Source organism: Bradyrhizobium sp. LM2.9 (assembly GCF_054056555.1).
On record NZ_JBSRYJ010000002.1, the window covers coordinates 3777580 to 3796711 of the forward strand.

18 protein-coding genes are annotated in these 19132 nt (G+C 63.5%); 4 read left to right on the forward strand and 14 right to left on the reverse strand.

Going from position 1 to position 19132, the window contains the following annotated elements; translation table 11 throughout:
- Positions 1 to 24 precede the first annotated feature (24 nt).
- The 5 genes from ACVWW3_RS19930 to ACVWW3_RS19950 all read right to left on the reverse strand — a co-directional run bounded on the left by ACVWW3_RS19930 (position 25) and on the right by ACVWW3_RS19950 (position 6146).
- Entirely contained in the window at positions 25 to 1335 is a 1311-nt protein-coding gene (locus tag ACVWW3_RS19930) for an ABC transporter substrate-binding protein (RefSeq protein ID WP_456648916.1), read from the reverse strand.
- Between the two features lie 95 nt (positions 1336 to 1430).
- Positions 1431 to 2135, reverse strand: coding sequence for an NUDIX hydrolase (locus tag ACVWW3_RS19935; protein ID WP_247341387.1), 705 nt, complete (start codon positions 2133 to 2135; stop codon positions 1431 to 1433).
- A gap of 29 nt (positions 2136 to 2164) precedes the next feature.
- Positions 2165 to 3190 (reverse strand): ABC transporter substrate-binding protein, encoded by a 1026-nt coding sequence (locus ACVWW3_RS19940; RefSeq protein WP_247341385.1) that lies wholly within the window; start codon positions 3188 to 3190, stop codon positions 2165 to 2167.
- A 78-nt stretch (positions 3191 to 3268) separates the two neighbouring features.
- Positions 3269 to 4246: an autotransporter outer membrane beta-barrel domain-containing protein gene (locus tag ACVWW3_RS19945; protein WP_456672085.1), complete on the reverse strand. Its 978-nt coding sequence runs from the start codon at positions 4244 to 4246 to the stop codon at positions 3269 to 3271.
- Positions 4221 to 6146 (reverse strand): beta strand repeat-containing protein, encoded by a 1926-nt coding sequence (locus ACVWW3_RS19950; protein WP_456672086.1) that lies wholly within the window; start codon positions 6144 to 6146, stop codon positions 4221 to 4223. Before ACVWW3_RS19950 ends, ACVWW3_RS19945 begins: the two co-directional genes overlap by 26 nt.
- 233 nt (positions 6147 to 6379) lie before the next feature.
- Here ACVWW3_RS19950 and ACVWW3_RS19955 point away from each other — a divergent pair, with 233 nt between their 5' ends.
- Positions 6380 to 6829, forward strand: coding sequence for a cupin domain-containing protein (locus ACVWW3_RS19955; protein ID WP_354104676.1), 450 nt, complete (start codon positions 6380 to 6382; stop codon positions 6827 to 6829).
- A 54-nt stretch (positions 6830 to 6883) separates the two neighbouring features.
- Here the strand turns inward: ACVWW3_RS19955 and ACVWW3_RS19960 are convergent, their stop codons facing one another.
- From ACVWW3_RS19960 to ACVWW3_RS19985, 6 genes are all read right to left on the reverse strand, one after another.
- The gene (locus ACVWW3_RS19960) at positions 6884 to 7657 is read right to left on the reverse strand and encodes an anti-sigma factor family protein (RefSeq protein WP_247341379.1); all 774 of its coding nucleotides are present in this window, start codon (positions 7655 to 7657) and stop codon (positions 6884 to 6886) included.
- The gene (locus tag ACVWW3_RS19965) at positions 7654 to 8172 is read right to left on the reverse strand and encodes a sigma-70 family RNA polymerase sigma factor (protein ID WP_247341376.1); all 519 of its coding nucleotides are present in this window, start codon (positions 8170 to 8172) and stop codon (positions 7654 to 7656) included. The genes ACVWW3_RS19960 and ACVWW3_RS19965 overlap by 4 nt, the downstream gene beginning before the upstream one ends.
- Positions 8173 to 8212: 40 nt before the next feature.
- Positions 8213 to 9682 (reverse strand): YncE family protein, encoded by a 1470-nt coding sequence (locus ACVWW3_RS19970; protein WP_354051049.1) that lies wholly within the window; start codon positions 9680 to 9682, stop codon positions 8213 to 8215.
- A 9-nt stretch (positions 9683 to 9691) separates the two neighbouring features.
- Positions 9692 to 10228: a DUF305 domain-containing protein gene (locus ACVWW3_RS19975; protein ID WP_456648914.1), complete on the reverse strand. Its 537-nt coding sequence runs from the start codon at positions 10226 to 10228 to the stop codon at positions 9692 to 9694.
- Positions 10229 to 10330: 102 nt separating this feature from the next.
- Entirely contained in the window at positions 10331 to 11116 is a 786-nt protein-coding gene (locus tag ACVWW3_RS19980; RefSeq protein WP_247442345.1) for an ABC transporter permease, read from the reverse strand.
- Positions 11116 to 11934, reverse strand: a complete 819-nt coding sequence (locus tag ACVWW3_RS19985) for an ABC transporter ATP-binding protein (RefSeq protein WP_456648913.1) — start codon at positions 11932 to 11934, stop codon at positions 11116 to 11118. The genes ACVWW3_RS19980 and ACVWW3_RS19985 overlap by 1 nt, the downstream gene beginning before the upstream one ends.
- A 133-nt stretch (positions 11935 to 12067) precedes the next feature.
- Here ACVWW3_RS19985 and ACVWW3_RS19990 point away from each other — a divergent pair, with 133 nt between their 5' ends.
- Both ACVWW3_RS19990 and ACVWW3_RS19995 read left to right on the forward strand, forming a co-directional pair.
- Positions 12068 to 12850 carry an ATP-binding cassette domain-containing protein gene (locus tag ACVWW3_RS19990; RefSeq protein ID WP_456648912.1) on the forward strand — a complete coding sequence of 261 codons (783 nt, stop codon included), beginning with the start codon at positions 12068 to 12070 and terminating at the stop codon, positions 12848 to 12850.
- Entirely contained in the window at positions 12847 to 14403 is a 1557-nt protein-coding gene (locus tag ACVWW3_RS19995) for a glycine betaine ABC transporter substrate-binding protein (protein WP_456648911.1), read from the forward strand. Before ACVWW3_RS19990 ends, ACVWW3_RS19995 begins: the two co-directional genes overlap by 4 nt.
- Positions 14404 to 14560: 157 nt before the next feature.
- Here ACVWW3_RS19995 and ACVWW3_RS20000 read toward each other — a convergent pair whose 3' ends face one another.
- Both ACVWW3_RS20000 and ACVWW3_RS20005 read right to left on the reverse strand, forming a co-directional pair.
- Positions 14561 to 16273, reverse strand: a complete 1713-nt coding sequence (locus ACVWW3_RS20000) for a sulfatase-like hydrolase/transferase (protein ID WP_456649789.1) — start codon at positions 16271 to 16273, stop codon at positions 14561 to 14563.
- Positions 16274 to 16500: 227 nt separating this feature from the next.
- Positions 16501 to 17070: a TetR/AcrR family transcriptional regulator gene (locus ACVWW3_RS20005; protein WP_456649788.1), complete on the reverse strand. Its 570-nt coding sequence runs from the start codon at positions 17068 to 17070 to the stop codon at positions 16501 to 16503.
- Between the two features lie 187 nt (positions 17071 to 17257).
- Here ACVWW3_RS20005 and ACVWW3_RS20010 point away from each other — a divergent pair, with 187 nt between their 5' ends.
- The gene (locus ACVWW3_RS20010; RefSeq protein ID WP_354051043.1) at positions 17258 to 17878 is read left to right on the forward strand and encodes a hypothetical protein; all 621 of its coding nucleotides are present in this window, start codon (positions 17258 to 17260) and stop codon (positions 17876 to 17878) included.
- A gap of 7 nt (positions 17879 to 17885) precedes the next feature.
- On the opposite strand, the gene ACVWW3_RS20015 is transcribed toward ACVWW3_RS20010, so the two are convergent.
- Positions 17886 to 18737, reverse strand: a complete 852-nt coding sequence (locus ACVWW3_RS20015; RefSeq protein WP_354051041.1) for an SDR family oxidoreductase — start codon at positions 18735 to 18737, stop codon at positions 17886 to 17888.
- Positions 18738 to 19132 lie beyond the last annotated feature (395 nt).

Consider the following 19132-nt stretch of genomic DNA (forward strand, 5'->3'; position numbering starts at 1 on the left):
CCCTCCTTGCTCCGCGTATTTGCGCTACTGGTTGCTGTAGGTGGTGCCCTTCGGCAGCGGCAGCACGGCCTCGCGCTGCGCCTGGCTCTTGGGCCACACCACCGAGGATTTATCGTCGATGTACTGGATCACGACCGGGAACGAGCGCTCGTTCTGCCCGGCCATCGGCGTGCCCTCGCCGTAGAATTTGACGCCGAAGCCGAGCATGGTGCCACCCTCTGGGATGTCGGTGTCGAGCGCCGCTTTGCGCAGCGCATCTGGATCGACGCCACCGTACTTCTTGATCGCGCGCGGCAGGACGTCATTCATGAACACATACGTGTTGGACGCGCCGATGCCGACATGAGCCGAGCGGATGGCGACGCCGGGCCGGATCTTGTCGAACTCCTCGCCGACCATCTTGATCACCGCAGGGAGCTTCGGATCCATGGTCTTCTGGTTGGCAAGCCAGATCGAGATGGGGTCAGTGTTGAAGATGTAGGTGGCATCGGCACCCATGCCTTCCTTCAGCTTCTCATAGACGCCGTAGCCCGCGCCATGCCCCATCAGCGCGCCGAACTTCAGGCCCTGCTCGCGGGCTTGGCGCAACAGCAGCGTAATGTCCGGATTATAGCCGGTGTGGAAGATCACGTCGGGCTTGGCGCGCTTCAACTTGGTCACCAGCGCGGAGAGGTCAGGTGCGGTGGCCGAATAGCCCTCTTTCATCACGACATTGAAGCCGGCCTTCTTCGCGCCGGCCTCGTTGCCCTTGGACACGTCGACGCCATAGGCGCCGTCCTCGTGGATGATGGCGACGCGCAGATCCTTCGCATCCTTGTCGAACTTCGCCTTGGCGTTCTGCGCGATGAAATCCATCGTCATCATGCCGAATTGGTCGCCGCTCGCCTGCGGGCGGAAGACGTATTTGTAACCCTTCTCGTTGAACACGGCCGACGAGATGCAGGTCGTCATCCACATGAACTTCTTGAGCTGCTCGACGCGCGCGGCCACCGGCACGCATTGCGCCGACGAGAAGAAGCCGAGCACCATGTCGACCTTCTCCTGCTCGAGCAGGCGGACGGATTCGTTGATGGCGATGTCTGGCTTGCTCTGCGCATCGGCATAGACCGCCTCGATCTTGTAACCCTCGACGCCGGTCCTGGCGAAGTGGTCGAGGATGATCTTTGCGCCGATATAGCCGAGCTCAGAGCCGCCGCCGGCGAGAGGTCCGGTCAAATCGAAAACGACGCCGATCTTGATCTTCTTCTCTTGAGCCTGGGCGGAGATCGCCAAGCCCGTCGCTGATATCGCGACCAACAGCCCACGCACCAAGCGGGCAGCCATGCGCACGCGCATCAAAACCTCCCTGGACGATTGTGCATTGCATTCTTTTTGCTTTTACTTTTTTGCCCATCACATGGGCTGAGCGCAGCGATGTCAAGCCTCGCGCTTCAGCGCGACGCGAACTGCTGCTCGACGAAGGCCGTGACAAATCGCGGCATGGACGGCGTGAGATCACTCATCCCGTGCACGAGATGGATAGCCGAGAGCTCCGGCTCAGCCTCGCGCGCCAGATTGGCTTCGATCCGCGCACGCGCCACGTCACCCGGCATGTCCAGGTTGATAATTTGCATCATTGCAATCGTGGGCCCGGAGACGACACAATGCCAGTCCGGCTCGGCACGGTAGTCGGCCGCGGTCAGGCCGGTCTCTTCCTCGAGTTCGCGGACAACGCTGCCGGAAATGTCGAGCGTGTCGCCCCTGACGTCATCAAGGTCGGGCGTGCCCGAGGGGAAATAGATGCGCCCGCCGTTGGCGGTGTGCTGTGCCATCTCGCCCATCACGAAGGCGCCGTCGGAGGTGCGCAGCGCGCCCATGCCGAAACCGTTGAACACGGCTTTGTCGGGAATGCCCCAGTCGCGCCAGGCGAGGAAGCTCGCGAAATCGGTCTCGAAATAGGTCGCGGTGAAATGGCCATCCGTAAACACGGGATCACGCCCGAGCAGGACACGGCCGTTCCAGATCTTCGGCCGCTCACGCTGCTTCTCGGCGAAATGCGCGGCGATCTCGGCGCGCCGCACCTCGGCGAACGGCCAGACGATCGGCCGCACGGCGAGATCAAGGGTGGTGACGCGATGAATGATTGGTGACGTCATGACGCCTGATGACCACACCTTCGCGTCAGTTATTTGGCGCTCCCCGTGGTCTTCTTGGCCTGCTCGACGTACTTGTTGGTGAAGGTCTTGCTGACGTCGATCTTGGCGTTAGCGACCTCGGGCGAGCCAACGCTGAACACCGCGAGCACGGCGTCAGCGCCCTTCGGATCCATCTTGCCGGTCTCGGAGAACATCGGAATCGTGTTCTTGAGCGCCGCGAGATAGAGGTCCTTGTTCTTTCCGACCGTCTCCTCCGGCATCTTCGCCATGATCTCCTCGGGCGAGTGCGAGTGGATCCAGGCGAGCGTGCCCATGATCGCGTTGGTCAGCGCCTGCGTCTCCTTTTCGTGGCCGGCAACCCAGGCCGCGGTCGAGTACAGCGCACCGCCCGGATATTCGCCACCGAACGTCTCGAGCGTGTCCTTCTGGGTGCGGGTGTCGCTGAGGATGCGAAGATCCTTGTGACTGCCCTGGAGCACGGTGACGGAGGGATCGAGCATCACGGCGGCGTCGATCTGGCCCTGCTCCATCGCGGCGACCGCGGTGGCGCCGAGGCCGACGCCGATCACGGCAGCGCTGGCGGGATCGACCCCATTCTTCTTGAGCATGTATTTGAGGAAGAAGTCCGTGGAGGAGCCGGGCGCGCTGACGCCGACCTTCTTGCCGGCGAGATCCTTGATCGACTTGATCTCGTTGGTGTGCGAGGGCGAAACCACCAGCACGAGGCCGGGATAGCGGTCATAGACCACGAAAGCCTGGAGCTCCTGCTTCTTGGCGGCGAGGTTGACGCAATGGTCGAAGTAGCCGGAGACCACGTCGGCGCTGCCGCCGAGCACGGCCTTGAGCGCGTCCGAGCCGCCCTTGAGGTCCACCAGTTCGACACTGAGACCCGCCTTGTCGTATTCGCCGAGCTGCTTGGCCAGCACCGTCGGCAGATAGCACAGGCAGGAGCCGCCGCCGATGGCGATCGTGATCTTGCTTTGCGCCGCGGCAAGACCGGTGGTGAGCGTCAGCGCGAGCAACGCGCCGGCGAGCCGGCCAAACAGTTTCTTCATGGTTTCCTCCCGGTCTCAATTCGAGGCGCACGATAGAGCAGCGTGCGCCGCCTGAGAAGATGCCGTGCCTACGATAGACTAAAAGCCGATCCGGAGGCCGCCCCGGCCGCTGACGATCGAGCCCGAATTGTTCCACGCGAGATATTCGGCCGCAGCGAAAAGAGACACGTTGCGCGACTGCCATTCCACGCCAAGGCCACCGAAACCACCCCAGACATTGCCCGCGCCCGGTGCGGTGAAGGCGAGCGGCTGCGTGAGCAAGGTGGCGTTAACGGTATCGCCACCGACCCGCTGCAAACCGAGCGCCCCGCCGGACAGGTGGATGGTTAGCAGCGATGCCGGGGATATCTGCGTGGTTCGGATGAACTTCAGCTCGGCCCGCTCCTCGATATTTTGCGTATTGCGGCCGCCGGCCGTCAGCGGCGCGGTGGTACCGGTCTCGGTATAGCCGTCGAAACCGGCATAGAGGTAACGGACCTGCACGTTCGGCGTCAGCGCGTAGTGCGAATCGAGCAGCGTTCCGAGCGCGAAGCGATGGCCCCATGTCAGTTCGGGACTGACGTACCAGCCGGTGTAACCCGCGGTCGCCGTCTCCAACCCATTAGCCACGAGATTGTTGTTGACCAGACGAGACGTCGAACTGTGCAGGGCCCCGCCCTGCAGCGCCGCATTGAGAAACGATGCGCCCGACGTGTGGCGCGCGTAGGCTCCGCCAAATGCGAGATTGCTGTCGGTGGCGTCGCCGTTCAGATCGAGGCGGTTATGGGTGCTGCCCGCGCCGACGAACAGGCCGAGCCGCAAATCCGGCCGCAGCGATTTGTCGATGCCGATCGCACCGCCATACCAGGTCGTGACGTTGCGCGACAGCAGGCCATCGGCAGCCTGCACATGCCGTCCGCCAAACCCTCTGCCCCACACGGCGGTGCCGTCGGCATAAACCGCGGTCGGACTCTTGTAGGCAACCTCGTCCGAGGCATAGGCCGAAAGGCCGGGAATGCCGGCAAAGGCATCGGCGATGCCCGACATGCCGCTATCGGGCGCAGCGAATGCGGACACGCCGCCACCGGATGCCATCACGCTGTCGAATGCCGGCACGATCGCAGAGACGCTGCGCGAGAAGTCGGCAAGCACGCTGCCGGCCGTTGCAAACGAGGACGGATCGACCGAGGCGATCCGGTTGCCCGACACCACGTAAGGCACCGTTGCCGTTCACCGTTGCGCCGGCCAGCGTATCGAAGGTGAGGTTCTGGTTGACCGCCCGCATGTTGACGGTGTCGCCGCCGCCGCCAAGATTGACGGCGCCGATGATGCGCGATCCCTGCTGCACGGTGAGCGTGTCGGACAATCCCACGAACTGGAGCGCGGCGAGCCGCCCGCTGAGGATCCCGGAATTGGTCAAATTGCTGGAGCCAAAGGCCTGAATGCCGAAGCCGCCGGCCGAGACGGTGCCGGAATTGATCACGGTGGCATTGTGCTGATCGACTAAAATGGCAATGCCGCCCGTACCATTCGCCGAAATGATTCCGGAATTGACGATATGGGCGTTCTGAAGACCGATGATCGCGACGCCGGAGGATCCATTGGCAGCGATCACGCCCGAATTCGTCACATTTGCATCTCGCACGGCGATGATAGCTGTAGCGGACAGACCGTCAGCCAGAATGGACCCGGAATTGAATACATTTGCATCTCGACCGGCACCGACGCCGGTACCGACGCCCGACGACGAGATGGTGCCGGAATTGACCACGTTGGCGTCTCGGCCCGCAGAAATTCCAACCGTGCCCGCGATCGTGCCCGAAATGACTCCGGAATTGGTGACGTTGGCATCCTGAAAAGCGCGGATCGCGCGCGCGGTGAAGCCGCCGACCGAAATGGTGCCGGAATTGACCACGTTTGCGGTCGTTGCAGAGATGGCGAACAGATTTCCCAGGACGAGCCCTGAGTTGTTGACGTCGGCGATCTGGGTGGCGGCAATGGCGGTGCCGCCGGTATCGTTGGCTCTGATGAGCCCCGAATTGGTCACGGCGGCATTCCGCAGCGCGTGAATGGCGACGCCAGTGCTGGAAGCAGTGATCGTGCCGGTATTGGCTACGGTGGCATCTCGAATCGAAAGGACACCGCGACCGCCGTCCCCGGCCGAGATGATTCCGGAGTTGGTCAAACTGGCGTCTTGATAACTCTTGATACCGATGCCGCTGACGCCGTTCACCGAGATGGTGCCGGAATTGGTCGCAAGGACGGTCTCGCCGGAGACAATGCCGATGCCGCCGCTTCCATTGGCCGAGATGGCCCCGAAATTGATAACGGTGGCAGTGTGCAGATCGACGAAAATACCGAAGCCATCGGGGCCGTCGGTCAGGATGCTTCCGGAATTGATCACATAGGCATTTCGACTGGCGATAATACCGGTGCCTTGGGCACCGTTGGCCGAAATCGTGCCGGAGTTAATTACGTTGGCGTCGCGCGTAGCCACAATAGCGTTACTCATACCATCGTCAGCCTGGATGATCCCGGAATTGCTAATGGTGGCATCCCGTCCCACCGCAACGGCGCTGTTGGCAGCACCCGCGGCAGCGACACTTCCTGAATTCGTCAGGTTCAAATCCTGATTGGCGAAGATGCCCAGACTGCTGAAGCCGCTGCTGGAGATCACGCCGGCCGCGGTGTTGGTCAGACTTAGCGTCCCCAGATCCTGCAAGCCGACATTGCCAATGCCCCGAATACTGGTATCAGCGAGCGTCCCGCCATTGGTGCAAGTCTGATTGGTCTGGACCGGGAAACCGACGCACTGCGCATTCGCAGCGTCCATCGGCCAAAGCATCAGCGGCAACATCGCCGCCAAGAACACAGCCCCCGACATTCGGCAGCCACCGAAAGGCATTCCCAGACAAGACCTGAAAATTCGCAAAATATTCCTCAAACGCTCATCAAAAATAACGCCGAAGCGATCCAAGCGTTGGCGGCATGTTATTCAAATCAGGCGACTAAAGTCGATCAGCCCCGCGAATATGGCCGCCTATTTCAAATCCCTGTGGCAAACGCGCAACGCTGGGAACGTCGACCACATCGGCCGATCACCGCAAAGCAGCATGCGGCCCTTGAGACGGCGACTTTCCGACCGCTGGTCAAGCAAGTACCGGCGGCATACCATCGCTCGAATAATAATCAGCACGGGGAGGACTACCCATGAATCGCCTGGCCATCACGCTATCGCTCGTCGCCGCCTTTGCCGCCGGGTGCGGCGCAACCCACCTGATGCGGCCGGCGCTCGCCGCCGAGAACATCGCCCCGCAGATCATTCACACCGCCGAGATGGAGGGCGACGCACTCGGGAATGCCAACAGTGTCGGCTACCGTTCCAAGACGTTCGCAAGCGCCGATGGCGCCACCATCTCGATCCAGGTCGGCAATGTGCCCAAGCACATGCATCCCAACACCAACGAGATCCAGTACATTTTAGAGGGCACCGGCACGATCTGGTTCGGCGACAAGGAAGTCACGGTGAAGCCGGGCGACCTCGTCATCATCCCGAAGGGGACGCCGCATGGCGGCACCAAGCCGATCAGCGGACAGGTCAAGGCGATCGCGATCAAGACACCGCCGCAGGCGCCCGACGACACCAAGCTGCTGGACTGACCCATCGCGCTTCCGGGCTCGCGCCAATGCGCGGGCCCGTTCTTGAATTCCGGGCTAGATCGGGCGCGCCTGCTTCCGGATCTCGTTCGCGATCGGCTTGAGCGTGTCCGCTGGAAGCTGGGCGACGAGCGTATAGCCCATACCCCTGTCCGCCCAGGCGAAGCCCGTAATATTGCCGGTCGATTGCGGCAGCATCGGCGTATCCTGCCTGGGATTGCTCATCGGACGTGTCAGCACGACAAGACGGTCGCCGTGATCGTCGTCGTACATAAACATCGCGGCCGGACCATGCGAGGTCGCAACGAGGCGTCCTCCCATCAGCCGATAGCCGGAGACAGCAAGGTCCGGCACCTTGACCGGCTGTTTCAGCCGATTGGAGACCCATTGCGTCAGCTCGGCACTGTCTGAAGCTCGTATCTCGACCGGCCGTACGCGATCCGGAGCGTAGACTCCGTAGGAGTAAGCCGCCTCCTGCGCCAACGCAGACAGTCCGCTCGAACCATCCTGCAACAGGCTGCGCATGGTCCAGCCGCCGAGACCGCCAATGCTCAAGAGCAACAGCGCCGCGATCGCCGCCCACGCCCGCAAGGGACGCCGCTTCCGGCGCTCAATGATGCGCGACAGGTTCAGCGCGGACGGCAATGGTTCATCGGCGATGGACGCCAGCGCGCCGCGCAACTGCTCGCGCTGGGCGGCGAAAGCGGCGACGCGCCCGGCGATGTCAGGGTGATCGTCCAGATAGGATGCGATCTCTGCACGACGCTCGGGCTCGAGCGCCTGGTCCACATAGGCGTGGAGATCATCCTCCGTGATCGGCCGCTGGCTCATTTCATGCTCCGCAATGCCACGACGTTCCCCGGTGCAATGCCGTCCATCTCCTGAAGTAGCCTTTCTCGCGCACGCGACAGGCGCGACATCACGGTCCCGACCGGGATATTCAGCACCGCCGCGGCATCGGCGTAGGAGAGATCCTCGACGGCAACAAGCAGCAATACAGCCCGCTGCTCTTCCGGAAGTTTCGCCAGCCTGTTCAGGACATCCTGATAGATCACCCTGTGCTCCTGCGCGGCAGCGCTGACGAGCTCACTCTCGCCTGCATCGTCGATCGGCATATGCCTGCCCCGCGCTGTTGCTTGACGGAACTGCGTGACCGCCAGATTGTGGAGGATGGTGAACAGCCACGCGCGCACGCTGCCGTCGCGCCGCTGATGCCAGCGGCTGACGGCGCGCTCCAGGCAATCCTGAACCAGATCGTCGGCAGCCGCGCGATCGCGAACGAGCGCCCGCGCATAACGACGGAGCGCGGGGATCAGCGGCTCGACCTGAACCAGCATATCCTTCATGAGGCGCTCCGCCCGAACTTCGTTGCCGCCCTGCGGCGGGTCATTGCGTCTCGATCTGGACCGCTTCGCCGGGCCCGGCCGCGTCTCCGGAAGCGATCACCAGATATCGCTTTCCTGCCACGGCGGACGGGTCGACGATCTGCCGGATCGGGCCGGCCGCGTTGACGATGGCCGATCCGGCCGGATTGGTCATGAAAGCCGCCAGCGGTTGCAGCGGCCCGCTCCCGTCGCTGCGTTCCGCCAGTGCAAGCACATATTTCTGCTTGGGCTGAAGGCCCGTCACCGAGGCCTGCAAAATCTGAATCAGGCCCTGGTCGAACAGCGAGACGCTGGTCGGCGCCTTGCCGTCCTTCGAACTGTCCCTGGAGGCGAGGGACAGATGGGCGACCTGGCCGGCAATGCCGAGGGCCTGCAAGTTCTGACGATCATCCGGGTCGGGCGCCGCTCCCGGAACATAAGCGATCGCCTGCGGCGCCTGGCCGATCGGGATATTCGCCACCACACTGTTGGTCGCGGTGTCGATCGCCGCGAGGGCGTCGGCATTCTCAAGCCCCACATAGATGCGCGTGCCGTCGCCGGAGGGCCAGATGCCATGCGGCAGATTGCCGACCGGGATCGTTGCGACCTGCGAGAAATCGTCGGTGCGGAACACTTTCACCTCGTTCAGTCCGCCAATGGTCACGTAAGCAAAGGTCCCCTTGGCGGTGTGCGCGAAGTTGACGTGATTTGTAATCGGACCGGTGTCGATCGTCTTGATCGGGTTGAACGGCGGCTTGGCATTGAACACCTGGGTCCGGCCGATGTCCTTCAGCGTGAACCACACCTGATTTCCGTCCGGCGTCACCGCGATGTTCGGGCAGAAGGGGCTCTCCTGCTTCACCCTGGCGATGATCTTGTGCTCGGCGACCGCGACGACATCGGTCTCGGGATTGAAGGACGAGCAGATGTAGCCGTATTTGCCGTCGGGGGAGAATACCTGCATGCCCGGCCCGTTCGGGGTGGCGATGCGGGCTTTCTCCGCAAAACTCTTCGCATCGATCACGGAGACATAGTTTTCGCCGCGAATGGTGACCCAGACCTCCTTGCCATCAGGCGTAAAGAACGCCTCGTGCGGCGACCGCCCGATATAGGTCGTGTGCTTGACCGCGTTGGTCGCGGTGTCGATGAACGTCACCGAATTGGAGCCGATCGACACCACGGCAAGCGTCTTGTGATCGGGCGAGAAGCCCATGCCGTGCACGAGGACTTGGCCCTTGTACAATGGGCTGAAATTGCCGGGCTGCGGGTCGCCCAGCCGGATCACACCAAGCAGCTTGTTGTCGACGGGATCAGTGACCGAGACCGTATTCGAGAACTGCTCCGCCGCGTAGATGCGGTCGTGGTGGCTGATCGGAATATCGGGCGCGGACAGCGCGCCCGGCGCCTGCCCAGCCCATGCGACGGAACCGGTAGCAAGCATGGTGGCTGCCAGAAAAATGCTCTTCATGATGTTGCTTTGCGACGTCGTCATCTGCGGCTCCTACTTCTTCATTCCGGCGGACATATCCATCTGCATGCCCGGATGTTGATGAACGTTTGTGGCGGGAACAGCCGACGGCTGCGTCGGAGCCGGCGTCGTCTCCGTCGCCGGCTCGCCGATCGCCAGCTTCATCGCCGCGATCTCCTGCATCTGGTCGACGATGATTTCCTGCGCGATGCGCCGCAGCTGCTCGTTCTTGCCGTAACGCAATTCGATGATCGCCATGTCGATCGCGCCCTGATGATGCGGAATCATCATCGCGGCGAAGTCGCGATCGACATCGCCGGTCGGCTTGGCCGCCATATCGTTCATCATCTTGGTCATCGCGGCTTCGTTCTCTTCCAGGAACGCACGCTCTTCCGTACTCAGCGCAGCCGGTGGGACGGCTGGATGAGATTCATGCGCGAGCACCAGCGAAGGAAGCGCGAATGCGGCGAGAATGCGCGCGCAAATGAGCACCGTACCGAAACCGGGCTTTGGCCTCCGGCATCTGCCTGCGAGCGCCGCAACGACGAGGAGAAACTGTGACCGGGGCATCCTGAACTCTCATGCAGGTGGTTGCATGGGGGTATGACGCGCGGGCGCGCGTTCTATTCCGGCCAGCCCATCACATAAAAGTCAGCAGGCAATCGAGGTAGATTAGCCGCGCTCATCCACGGTCGGCCGCCAGACCAGCAGACGGCGCTCGACCAGCGTGACGCCAAAGTCGATCAGGATGACGAAGGCCGACAGCACGAACATGCCGGCGAACACGCCGGCGACGTCGAATATGCCTTCAGCCTGCTGGATGAGATAGCCGAGCCCCGCCGCCGATCCCAGATATTCGCCGACGACCGCGCCGACCACGGCGAAGCCCACCGAAGTGTGCAGCGACGAGAACATCCACGACAGCGCCGACGGCCAATAGACATGCTGCATCAACTGCCGCTCGCTCATGCCGAGCATGCGACCGTTGTCGAGCACGGTGCGGCTGACCTCCTTCACGCCCTGATAGACGTTGAAGAACACGATGAAGAACACCAGCGTCACGCCGAGCGCGACCTTGGACCAGATACCAAGCCCAAGCCACAGCGCGAAGATCGGCGCCAGCACGACGCGCGGCAGAGCATTGACCATCTTCACGTACGGGTCGAACACGGCGGCGACCAGCGGCTGGCGCGCGAACCAAAAGCCGACCAGCACGCCGCCGGCCGATCCGATCACGAAGGCCAGGATCGATTCCGTCAGCGTGATGCCGAGATGCCTCCAGATCACACCGGACGAGAACCACTTGACGATCTGGGCGAAGACATCGACCGGGTTGGAGAAGAAGAATGGCGGCAGCAGGATCTTGCCGAACACGGGCACGGTCGTCAGCAATTGCCACAGCACGAGGCAGACGATGGCGACCAGGATTTGCAGCGCAAGCAGCGTGACGCGCGACATCAGACCGCCTCCGCCGCTTGCGTGGACTGCGCATAGCCCTTCATGACCTCGTCCTTGAGCACGCTCCATATCTCGCGATGAAGCGCATGGAACTCCTTGTCCAGCCGGACTTCAAAAATGTCGCGCGGGCGCGGCAGGCTCACGCGCCAGTCGCCGATGATGCGGGAGGACGGCCCTGCCGACATGATCACGACGCGGTCGGCGAGCGCGATGGCCTCTTCCAGATCATGGGTGACGAACAGCACGGCCTTGCGGTCGGCGTTCCAGAGGTCGAGCAGGAGGTTGCCCATCACCTGTCGGGTCTGCGCATCCAGCGGTCCGAACGGCTCGTCCATCAGCAGGATCTTTGGATCGCGGATGAGCACCTGCGCGAGCGCCACGCGCTTGCGCTGGCCGCCCGAGAGCATATGCGGATAGCGGCCGGCGAAGGCGCCCAATCCGACCGAGGTCAGCCATTTCTGCGCCCGCGGCAGCGCCTCGCTGCGCGGCGTGCCGCTGACTTCGAGCCCGATCGCGACGTTGTCCAGCGCGGTCTTCCATGGGAACAGCGCATCGGCCTGGAACAGATAGCCGGCATCCCGGTTCAGCCCGGCGAGCGACTGGTTGAATATCTTGACGCTCCCGGCAGCCGGCTTCAGCAGCCCGGCCGCGACGTTGAGCAGCGTCGATTTCCCGCAACCGGTCGGGCCGACGATGGCGACGAACTCGCCCTGCGCGACCGTCAGATGCGCCTTCTCCACCGCCGTATAGACCCGCCCGTCCCCCAGCCGGAACGCGACCTTGGCATCTTCCAGCGCCACTGCCGTGGGCGTTGTCATGTGTTCCCTCCGAACTTGGTCCGATGCCTTAGCCGCTCGCGCGGCCAAGTTCAATCAAGCCGCCAAGCGTGGTACGCATAGGCCTCGTCATCCCCTCCCTCCCGGGCGGGTCAGCGCAGTGAGCCCCCGCCCGATGCCGTCCAGGCCGATGATTCGCTATGCCCATGTCACCAAGAGCTTCGGCGCGCTCAAGGCCGTGGACGATGTGTCACTCGACATCGCCGAAGGCGAGTTTGTGGCCGTCGTCGGCGGCTCGGGTTCGGGCAAGACGACGCTGCTGCGGCTCGCCAACCGCCTGATCGAGGCGGATGGGGGCACCATCACGGTCGAGGGCGACGACGTGCAATCCGCCGATCCGGTCGCGCTGCGGCGCCGCATCGGCTACGTCTTCCAGAGCGGCGGGCTGTTCCCGCATCTGAGCGTCGCCGACAATATCGGGATCACGCCGAAGCTGCTCGGCGTGCCGGCGGGAGATATCGCAACGCGAGTTGATGAGTTGCTCGAACTCGTGCAGCTCGATCGGGCCGCGCATCGCGACCGGCTGCCGGACGCGCTTTCGGGCGGCCAGCGTCAGCGGGTCGGCGTGGCGCGGGCGCTTGCGGCACGGCCCCGCATCGTGCTGATGGACGAGCCCTTCGGCGCGCTCGATCCTCTCACCCGCGATGCGCTCGGCGACGATTTTCGCGAGCTGCACCGCAGGCTCGGCCTGACCACCGTGATGATCACACACGACATGACGGAAGCGATTTTGCTCGCCGACCGCATCGCGGTGATGCGCAGCGGAAAGCTGCTCGCGCAGGGCACGCCAGTGGAGCTCTCGAAAACCAGTGACGCCTACGTGCTGGAGCTGCTGCGGACGCCGCGACGCCAGGTCGAACGGCTGAACGCGCTGCTGCCACAGAGCGGTGCGGCATGAGCCTGTTGTCTGATCCGCGCTGGGGCGAGGCGCTGGCGCATTTACCCGACTATCTCGGCAACCATGTGCGGGTGAGTTTGGCCGCGCTCGCGCTCGGCCTGATCGTCAGCCTGCCGCTGGCGATCCTGACGCGCAACCGCCCCACCGCGCGCGCTGTCCTGCTCGCGCTCGCCAGCATCGTGCAGACGGTGCCGGGGCTGGCACTGCTCGCGCTGTTCTATCCGCTACTGCTGCTTACGGCCTCCGTGACGCTGGCCTGGTTCGGCATCTCGTTCTCGGCGTTTGGCTTCCTGCCGGCGATGCTGGCGCTCGCGCTCTATTCGATGCTGCCGGTACTGCGCAATGGCATCACCGGCCTCAACGGCATCGATCCCGCGCTGGTCGAGGCGGCGAAGGGCGTCGGCATGACCGCACGGCAGTCGCTGGTGATGGTCGAACTGCCGCTGGCCCTTCCGGTGATGATGGCGGGCATCCGTACCGCCGCAGTTTGGGTGATCGGCACCGCGACGCTGTCGACCCCGATCGGGCAGACCAGCCTCGGCAATTACATCTTTGCCGGGCTCCAGACCCAGAACTGGGTGTTCGTTCTGTTCGGCTGCTTTGCTTCGGCCCTGCTGGCGCTCGCAGTCGATCAACTGCTCGGCCTGATCGAGAGCGGCCTGCGCCGGCGCAGCCGCGTGCGTACAGCGCTTGGCGCGGCCGGGATCGCGGCACTGGTCGTCGCAACATTGGTACCGACGATGGAGCGCTCGTCGCAGAGCTATGTCGTCGGTGCCAAGACGTTCGCCGAGCAATACGTGCTGTCGGCGTTGATGAGGGACCGGCTTCAGGCGGCCGGTCTTTCCGCCGTCGCACGATCCGGCCTCGGCTCAAGCGTGATCTTCGAGGCGTTGAAAGCCGGCGATATCGATCTCTATGTCGATTATTCCGGCACGCTCTGGGCCAATCAGCTTCACCGCACGGACATCAAGCCGCGTGCGGAACTGTTGGCGGAGCTGAAAACAACGCTCGCGAAGGACAACATCACGCTGCTCGGCGAGCTCGGATTCGAGAATGCTTATGCGCTGGTGATCCCGAAGAAGCGCGCCGAGGCACTTGGCATCCGCACCATCACCGATCTCGCCGCGCATGCGTCGTCCCTGTCGATCGCCGGCGATTATGAATTTTTCTCGCGGCCCGAATGGGCGGCGCTGCAAAAGACCTATGGCCTCTCGTTCCGCGCCCAGCGCCAGATGCAGCCGGACTTCATGTACGCGGCCGTCGCCAGCGGCGAGGTCGATGTCATCGCGGGTTACACCAGCGACGGGCTGATCGCAAAATACGATCTCGTTGCGCTCGACGACCCCCGGCACGCGATCCCGCCCTACGATGCGATCCTGCTGCTGGCCCCGAAGCGCGCCGGCGACGAGCGGCTGCAGGCCGCGCTGAAGCCGCTGCTCGGCAAGATCGACATCGCGACCATGCGGGAAGCCAATTTGCGCGCCGCCGGCAATGACGCGAATTCGTCGCCGGATGCGGTGGCGAAGTGGCTGTGGGAGAAGGTGGGGAAGTAGGTTTTGCCGTATGTCCCGTCATCCTGAGGTACGAGGCGTGCGCTGCGAAGCAGTGCGCGAGGAGCCTCGAAGGATGAACGGCCGCGATGCAGCCGGGCCGCGCATCCTTCCGAGGCCTCCGCTACGCTCCGGCACCTCAGGATGACGGTGACGAAGACTACAGCCCCCGGATCATCCCCGCATCGATCAGCAGCCGGTTCAGCCGGCGCGCTTCGGCGCCGTTCTTGCAGCCGTAGAAGATCCCCTTGCAGCGGAGCATGATCTCCTTCTGCTCGGCGAAAGACGGATCGAGCGGGATGCCGGCGGCTTCCTGGATGACGAGCGGCAGATACGGGCCGTCGACCGTGTCCATCACGGCCTCGCTCTTCACCGGCTCGAAATTGACGGCGTCGATCGCGTAATAGGTCGCGTAGAGACGTGGGTCGTAGGCGTCGAGCTTCTTGCCGAGAGCACCTTCGTCGAGCCCGGGCTCGAGGATACCAGGCGCGAATTCCGGCTGGTGATCGCCGTAGCGCACGATCAGGAAGGGCTCGCCGGGGTAATTTTTCTTCAGGCCCGCGAGGAAAGCCTTGTACTGCTCGGCGCTCATCGCCTGTCGGCGCAGATATTCGTCGATCGACGGCATATTGCCCGGCGCGCGCCAGTTCGGCAGCAGATCGGGGCGGAAGCGCGTCTCCCAGGGGAAATGATTGGCACCGAGGTAGATGAAGGTGAACAGCGGCTTGTTCGGCGTCCGCTCACCCATCAGCCGGAGCGCCTTGTCGTAGAAGAAGCTATCCGGCTCGACATCCTTGGCGCCGAGATCCTTGGAGTCGAAGAATCGTTCAACGCCGGTCGTCAACTGAAAGCTGCGCGCGGCCATGAAGCCGCCATAGGCAGGATAGAGCGACATCGTGTCGTAGCCGCAGCGGCGCAGCGCCAGCGGCAGGCCGCGCTCGACACGGCCTGTCGCGATGCGCGTCACGAAATAGGCGAAGCGGCCGAACGAGCGCGAGGAAAGGCCCGCAAGCACGTTGTATTCGGTGAACCAGCTCGGCCCGCCATTGCTCTCGGCCAGAAATGTGCGCTCCTTGCCGTCCCAGGATTTGAAGTGGCGGCCATAGCCTTGCGGCACCTTGATGCCCTGCGCGGCGCGGATGTCGAAGCTCGATTCATCATGGACCATGATGATGTTCGGCCGACGGCCCGCGGGATGGCACGCATCGACCAGTGGCAAGTTGAGCCGTTCGTTGGTCGAAGCAGCGGACTCCATGAAGCCGTATTGCGCGAAGTCGGAGACCGCGCTGACGCCGGAGCGGAAGAATTTCGAGAGATAGCCGTCGTCGTAATAGCCGCGCCAGGCCTCGTCCGGATGATAGAGCGAATAGCCGACCAGCGCGGCGAGGCAGCCGAGCATGGAGGCGAGCGCCGGCAGCCTGCGGATGCGGAACGGATCGAGCCACCACAGCGCATACATCAGCGGCAGCGTGACGAGACCCGCCAGAACCACCGACCAGCGCAAATTCGGGAAGATCGTGAACAGGAACGCCACCGTGTCGCGGTCGATCATCATCAGGTCGATGAAATTGACTGTCATCTGCACGACGTCGTGCTTCAGGCGTGACAGCAGCACCAGCACCACGACCATGGTCAGCGACAATGCACCCGACAGCGCCGGCCGCCGCAGTAGCGCGATCCAGAAGAAGTTGAGGATGCCCCAGGCCAGCACGAAGGCGAGCCGCGCGCCGAAATCCGTCTCGGTCTCGTACATCAGTGCGAGCGCGGCAAGATGGGGCGCCGCAACCGCGAGCAGCCGCCAGATGCCGAGCGCGGCGACACTCGCCAGCACGGCGGTCGTGGCAGAAGGACCTGGATTGGGCGCGGGCGGCATCGACGACACGCTAAACTTTAGTCCGGCGGGTGATGCCAAGCGTCTCGCGTTTGAAAAATCGCGAAGGCGTCCGACGCAGCCGGAAGCCTGCACCGTGTCACAAAACTGTAACGGAACGGTCAAGGACAAGCAACGCGCGCAGCGATCCGACCTTTGCTTATTGTTAGTGAGCGGCGAAGCGCCGCACGGCCAACTCTATCTCCTCACGCTGAGGGCCGGCAGGCGCGCTAGGGTTTGGCAATCCCGGCGATGAACAGGTCGATGACCCCTTCCGCCATCCGCTCGATCTCGTCCTCCTCCACGCCCCAGCGCGGAAGGTGGCCGTCGAGATTCATCCTGGCAAAACCATAGACCAGGGCGCGGCCGGCGATCTGGATGCGCTTGAGGTCGGCCGACCGCAGCAGGCCCTGCTTTGCCGCCTCAATCAGTATTCCCTCGGTCAGCGCGATCAATTCGGCATTGTCGCGCGTCAGCTCCGCCGAGCTGCCATGGGCGAAATAGCGCCCGGTGGAGATGATCTCGAAATGCGCGGGATTGCGCCTCGCCCAGCGCACGTAGGCGAGGCCGAAGGCGCGGAAGCGGCCGAACGGGTCGGCGGCCGGTGCCTGGTCAAGCGCCACCTCGATCTCGGCACGGAAGCGCCGCTGCGCCTCCTCAGCGACCGCTGACATGAGCGCGTCGCGGTTGGGGAAGTGCCGGAACGGCGCGCCCGGCGAAACCGCGGCCCGGCGTGCGGCCTCGCGCACCGAGATTTCGGCCCCCTCCGCCGCCAATTGCAGCGCAGCGTCGATCAACACGCGGCGGAGATCGCCGTGGTGATAGGGCCGGACTTCAGAGGTGTTACGGCGAGCGCGCGGCTTGGCCGGCTGTCGGGCAGGCATGGAGCTTCCTAGCATCACCCGAACGTGAATGTAAGCAGCGATTACACCATTGACCGCGCAGCCAAGCCATATGTAATCGGTGATTACATATGGAGCAAATCGCATGTCACAACGCCAAAACTGGTTTGAAGGCTGGCGGCTGCTTGCCGTCCTCGCATTGAGCCTGATCGCACTCAGCCTGTGGATTGCCTCGATGCGGCAGTTCGAGGTCGAGGGCGCGCGGATGGTGATCCGTTTCACGGCAAGAAGCTCGCTCCTGCTGTTCTGCCTTGCCTTCAGTGCCGCGGCACTGGCACGGCTGTGGCCCAGCGCCTGGACGCGCTGGCAGTGGCGCAACCGGCGCTATCTGGGCCTGAGCTTCGCCACCTCCCACGCCATCCACGCGGTTGCGATCGTCGCGTTCGCCAGGATGGATCCGGCAAGCTTTGCCGAGGCCACCTCGGCGGCCTCCTACATCTTCGGCGGCATCGGCTATGCCGCCATCATCGCCATGAGCGCGACTTCGTTCGACCGCACCGCCGCGCTGCTCGGGCCGCACGCCTGGCGCGCGCTGCACCTTACGGGCGGATACTATCTCTGGTTCCAGTTCGTGGTGTCGTTCGGCAAGCGCGTGCCGGCGATGCCGCTCTATGCCGCGTTTCTCATTCCGCTGATCGCCGTGATGACGCTGCGCCTGGTCGCGATGGCCGCTCGGCCGCGCGGACGAACGGCCGAGGCGAACTGAACGTCGGTCAGCCCTGTGGAAGCAGCCCGAGACGCTTGGCGATGATGCGGTCGACCACGCGCTTGGGCAGCGTGGCCGTCATCAAATGTCGCATCCAGTCCGGCGTGATCTGGTAGCGAACCTTGGGTCTCTCAGTCGTGAGCGCCTCGAAAACGACCTCGGCGATCCGCTCGGCCGGCAGCCCCGTCTCGCCGAGCTTCATCATGAACGCCTTGACCTTGTTCAGCGCCGGCAGATAAGGCGAGTTCTGGTAGACGGAGAGATCGATCTGCTCGGCCTTGCTCCAGATCGGCGTCTTGACCGCGCCGGGGGCGACGATGATGACGTCGATGCCGAACAGCATCAGCTCGCGGCGCAGGCTTTCCGATAGCCCCTCGATGGCGTGCTTGGAGGTACAGTAGGGCGCCGACAGCGGATTGCCGTTCTTGCCCGCGACCGAGCTGATCATCACGATCCGTCCCTTCGGCCCCTTCAGCGACAGGTCGGCACCGAGCAGCGGCCCGAAAGCCTGCGTCGCGATCACAGGGCCGATCACGTTGATGTCCATCTGCCGGCGGAAGTCGTCGACCGACAGTTCGAGCACGGGACCGGCGACCGCGACACCGGCATTGTTGACCAGACCGGCCAGCGTCTCGCCGCCCAGCACCTCGCGTACTTCTCGTGCGGCGGCCAGCACGGCAGCCTCATCGGTGACATCGAACAGCAGCGGGGTGAAGTTCGCGCCAAACTCACCCTTGAGCCGGTCGGCGTCGCCCTGCTTGCGGACGCTGCCGAAGACGCGATAGCCGCGCCCGATCAGCAATTTTGCAGTGGCCCAGCCAATGCCGGTGGACGCGCCGGTGACGACGACGGATCGCATGGTCTTTCCCCCATCAGTTGCCGCGATCATGTAGGACAAAGGCGTCAGTGCGCAATGCCGCCAACGCTCAAGGGGGCGCCGCAGGTGTCAGTTCTTAGGATGAAGCGGCGCGCGAACGTCGCGGCGCGAGGTTGATTGCGCCTTGAAAATGCGGATGAAGAGCCGAATCCTTGCCCTTGAAGACGCTGGTCTTTCAGTGATCGCTAGCTTCTGAAACATTCTGAAAAACCACGCGAGACCAAGAATGTGGTTTAAGCGTCAGTTCTTCGTTCTCAGGGAGTACTTCAGTTCGCGAAGAATTTGAATGAAGCAGCAATGCTTCGCGCGAGACGAAAAGAGCGAGACCGCTGTTTGCGATCCCGCTCAGATATAGTCGCGAAGGTTTAAGAATTGGT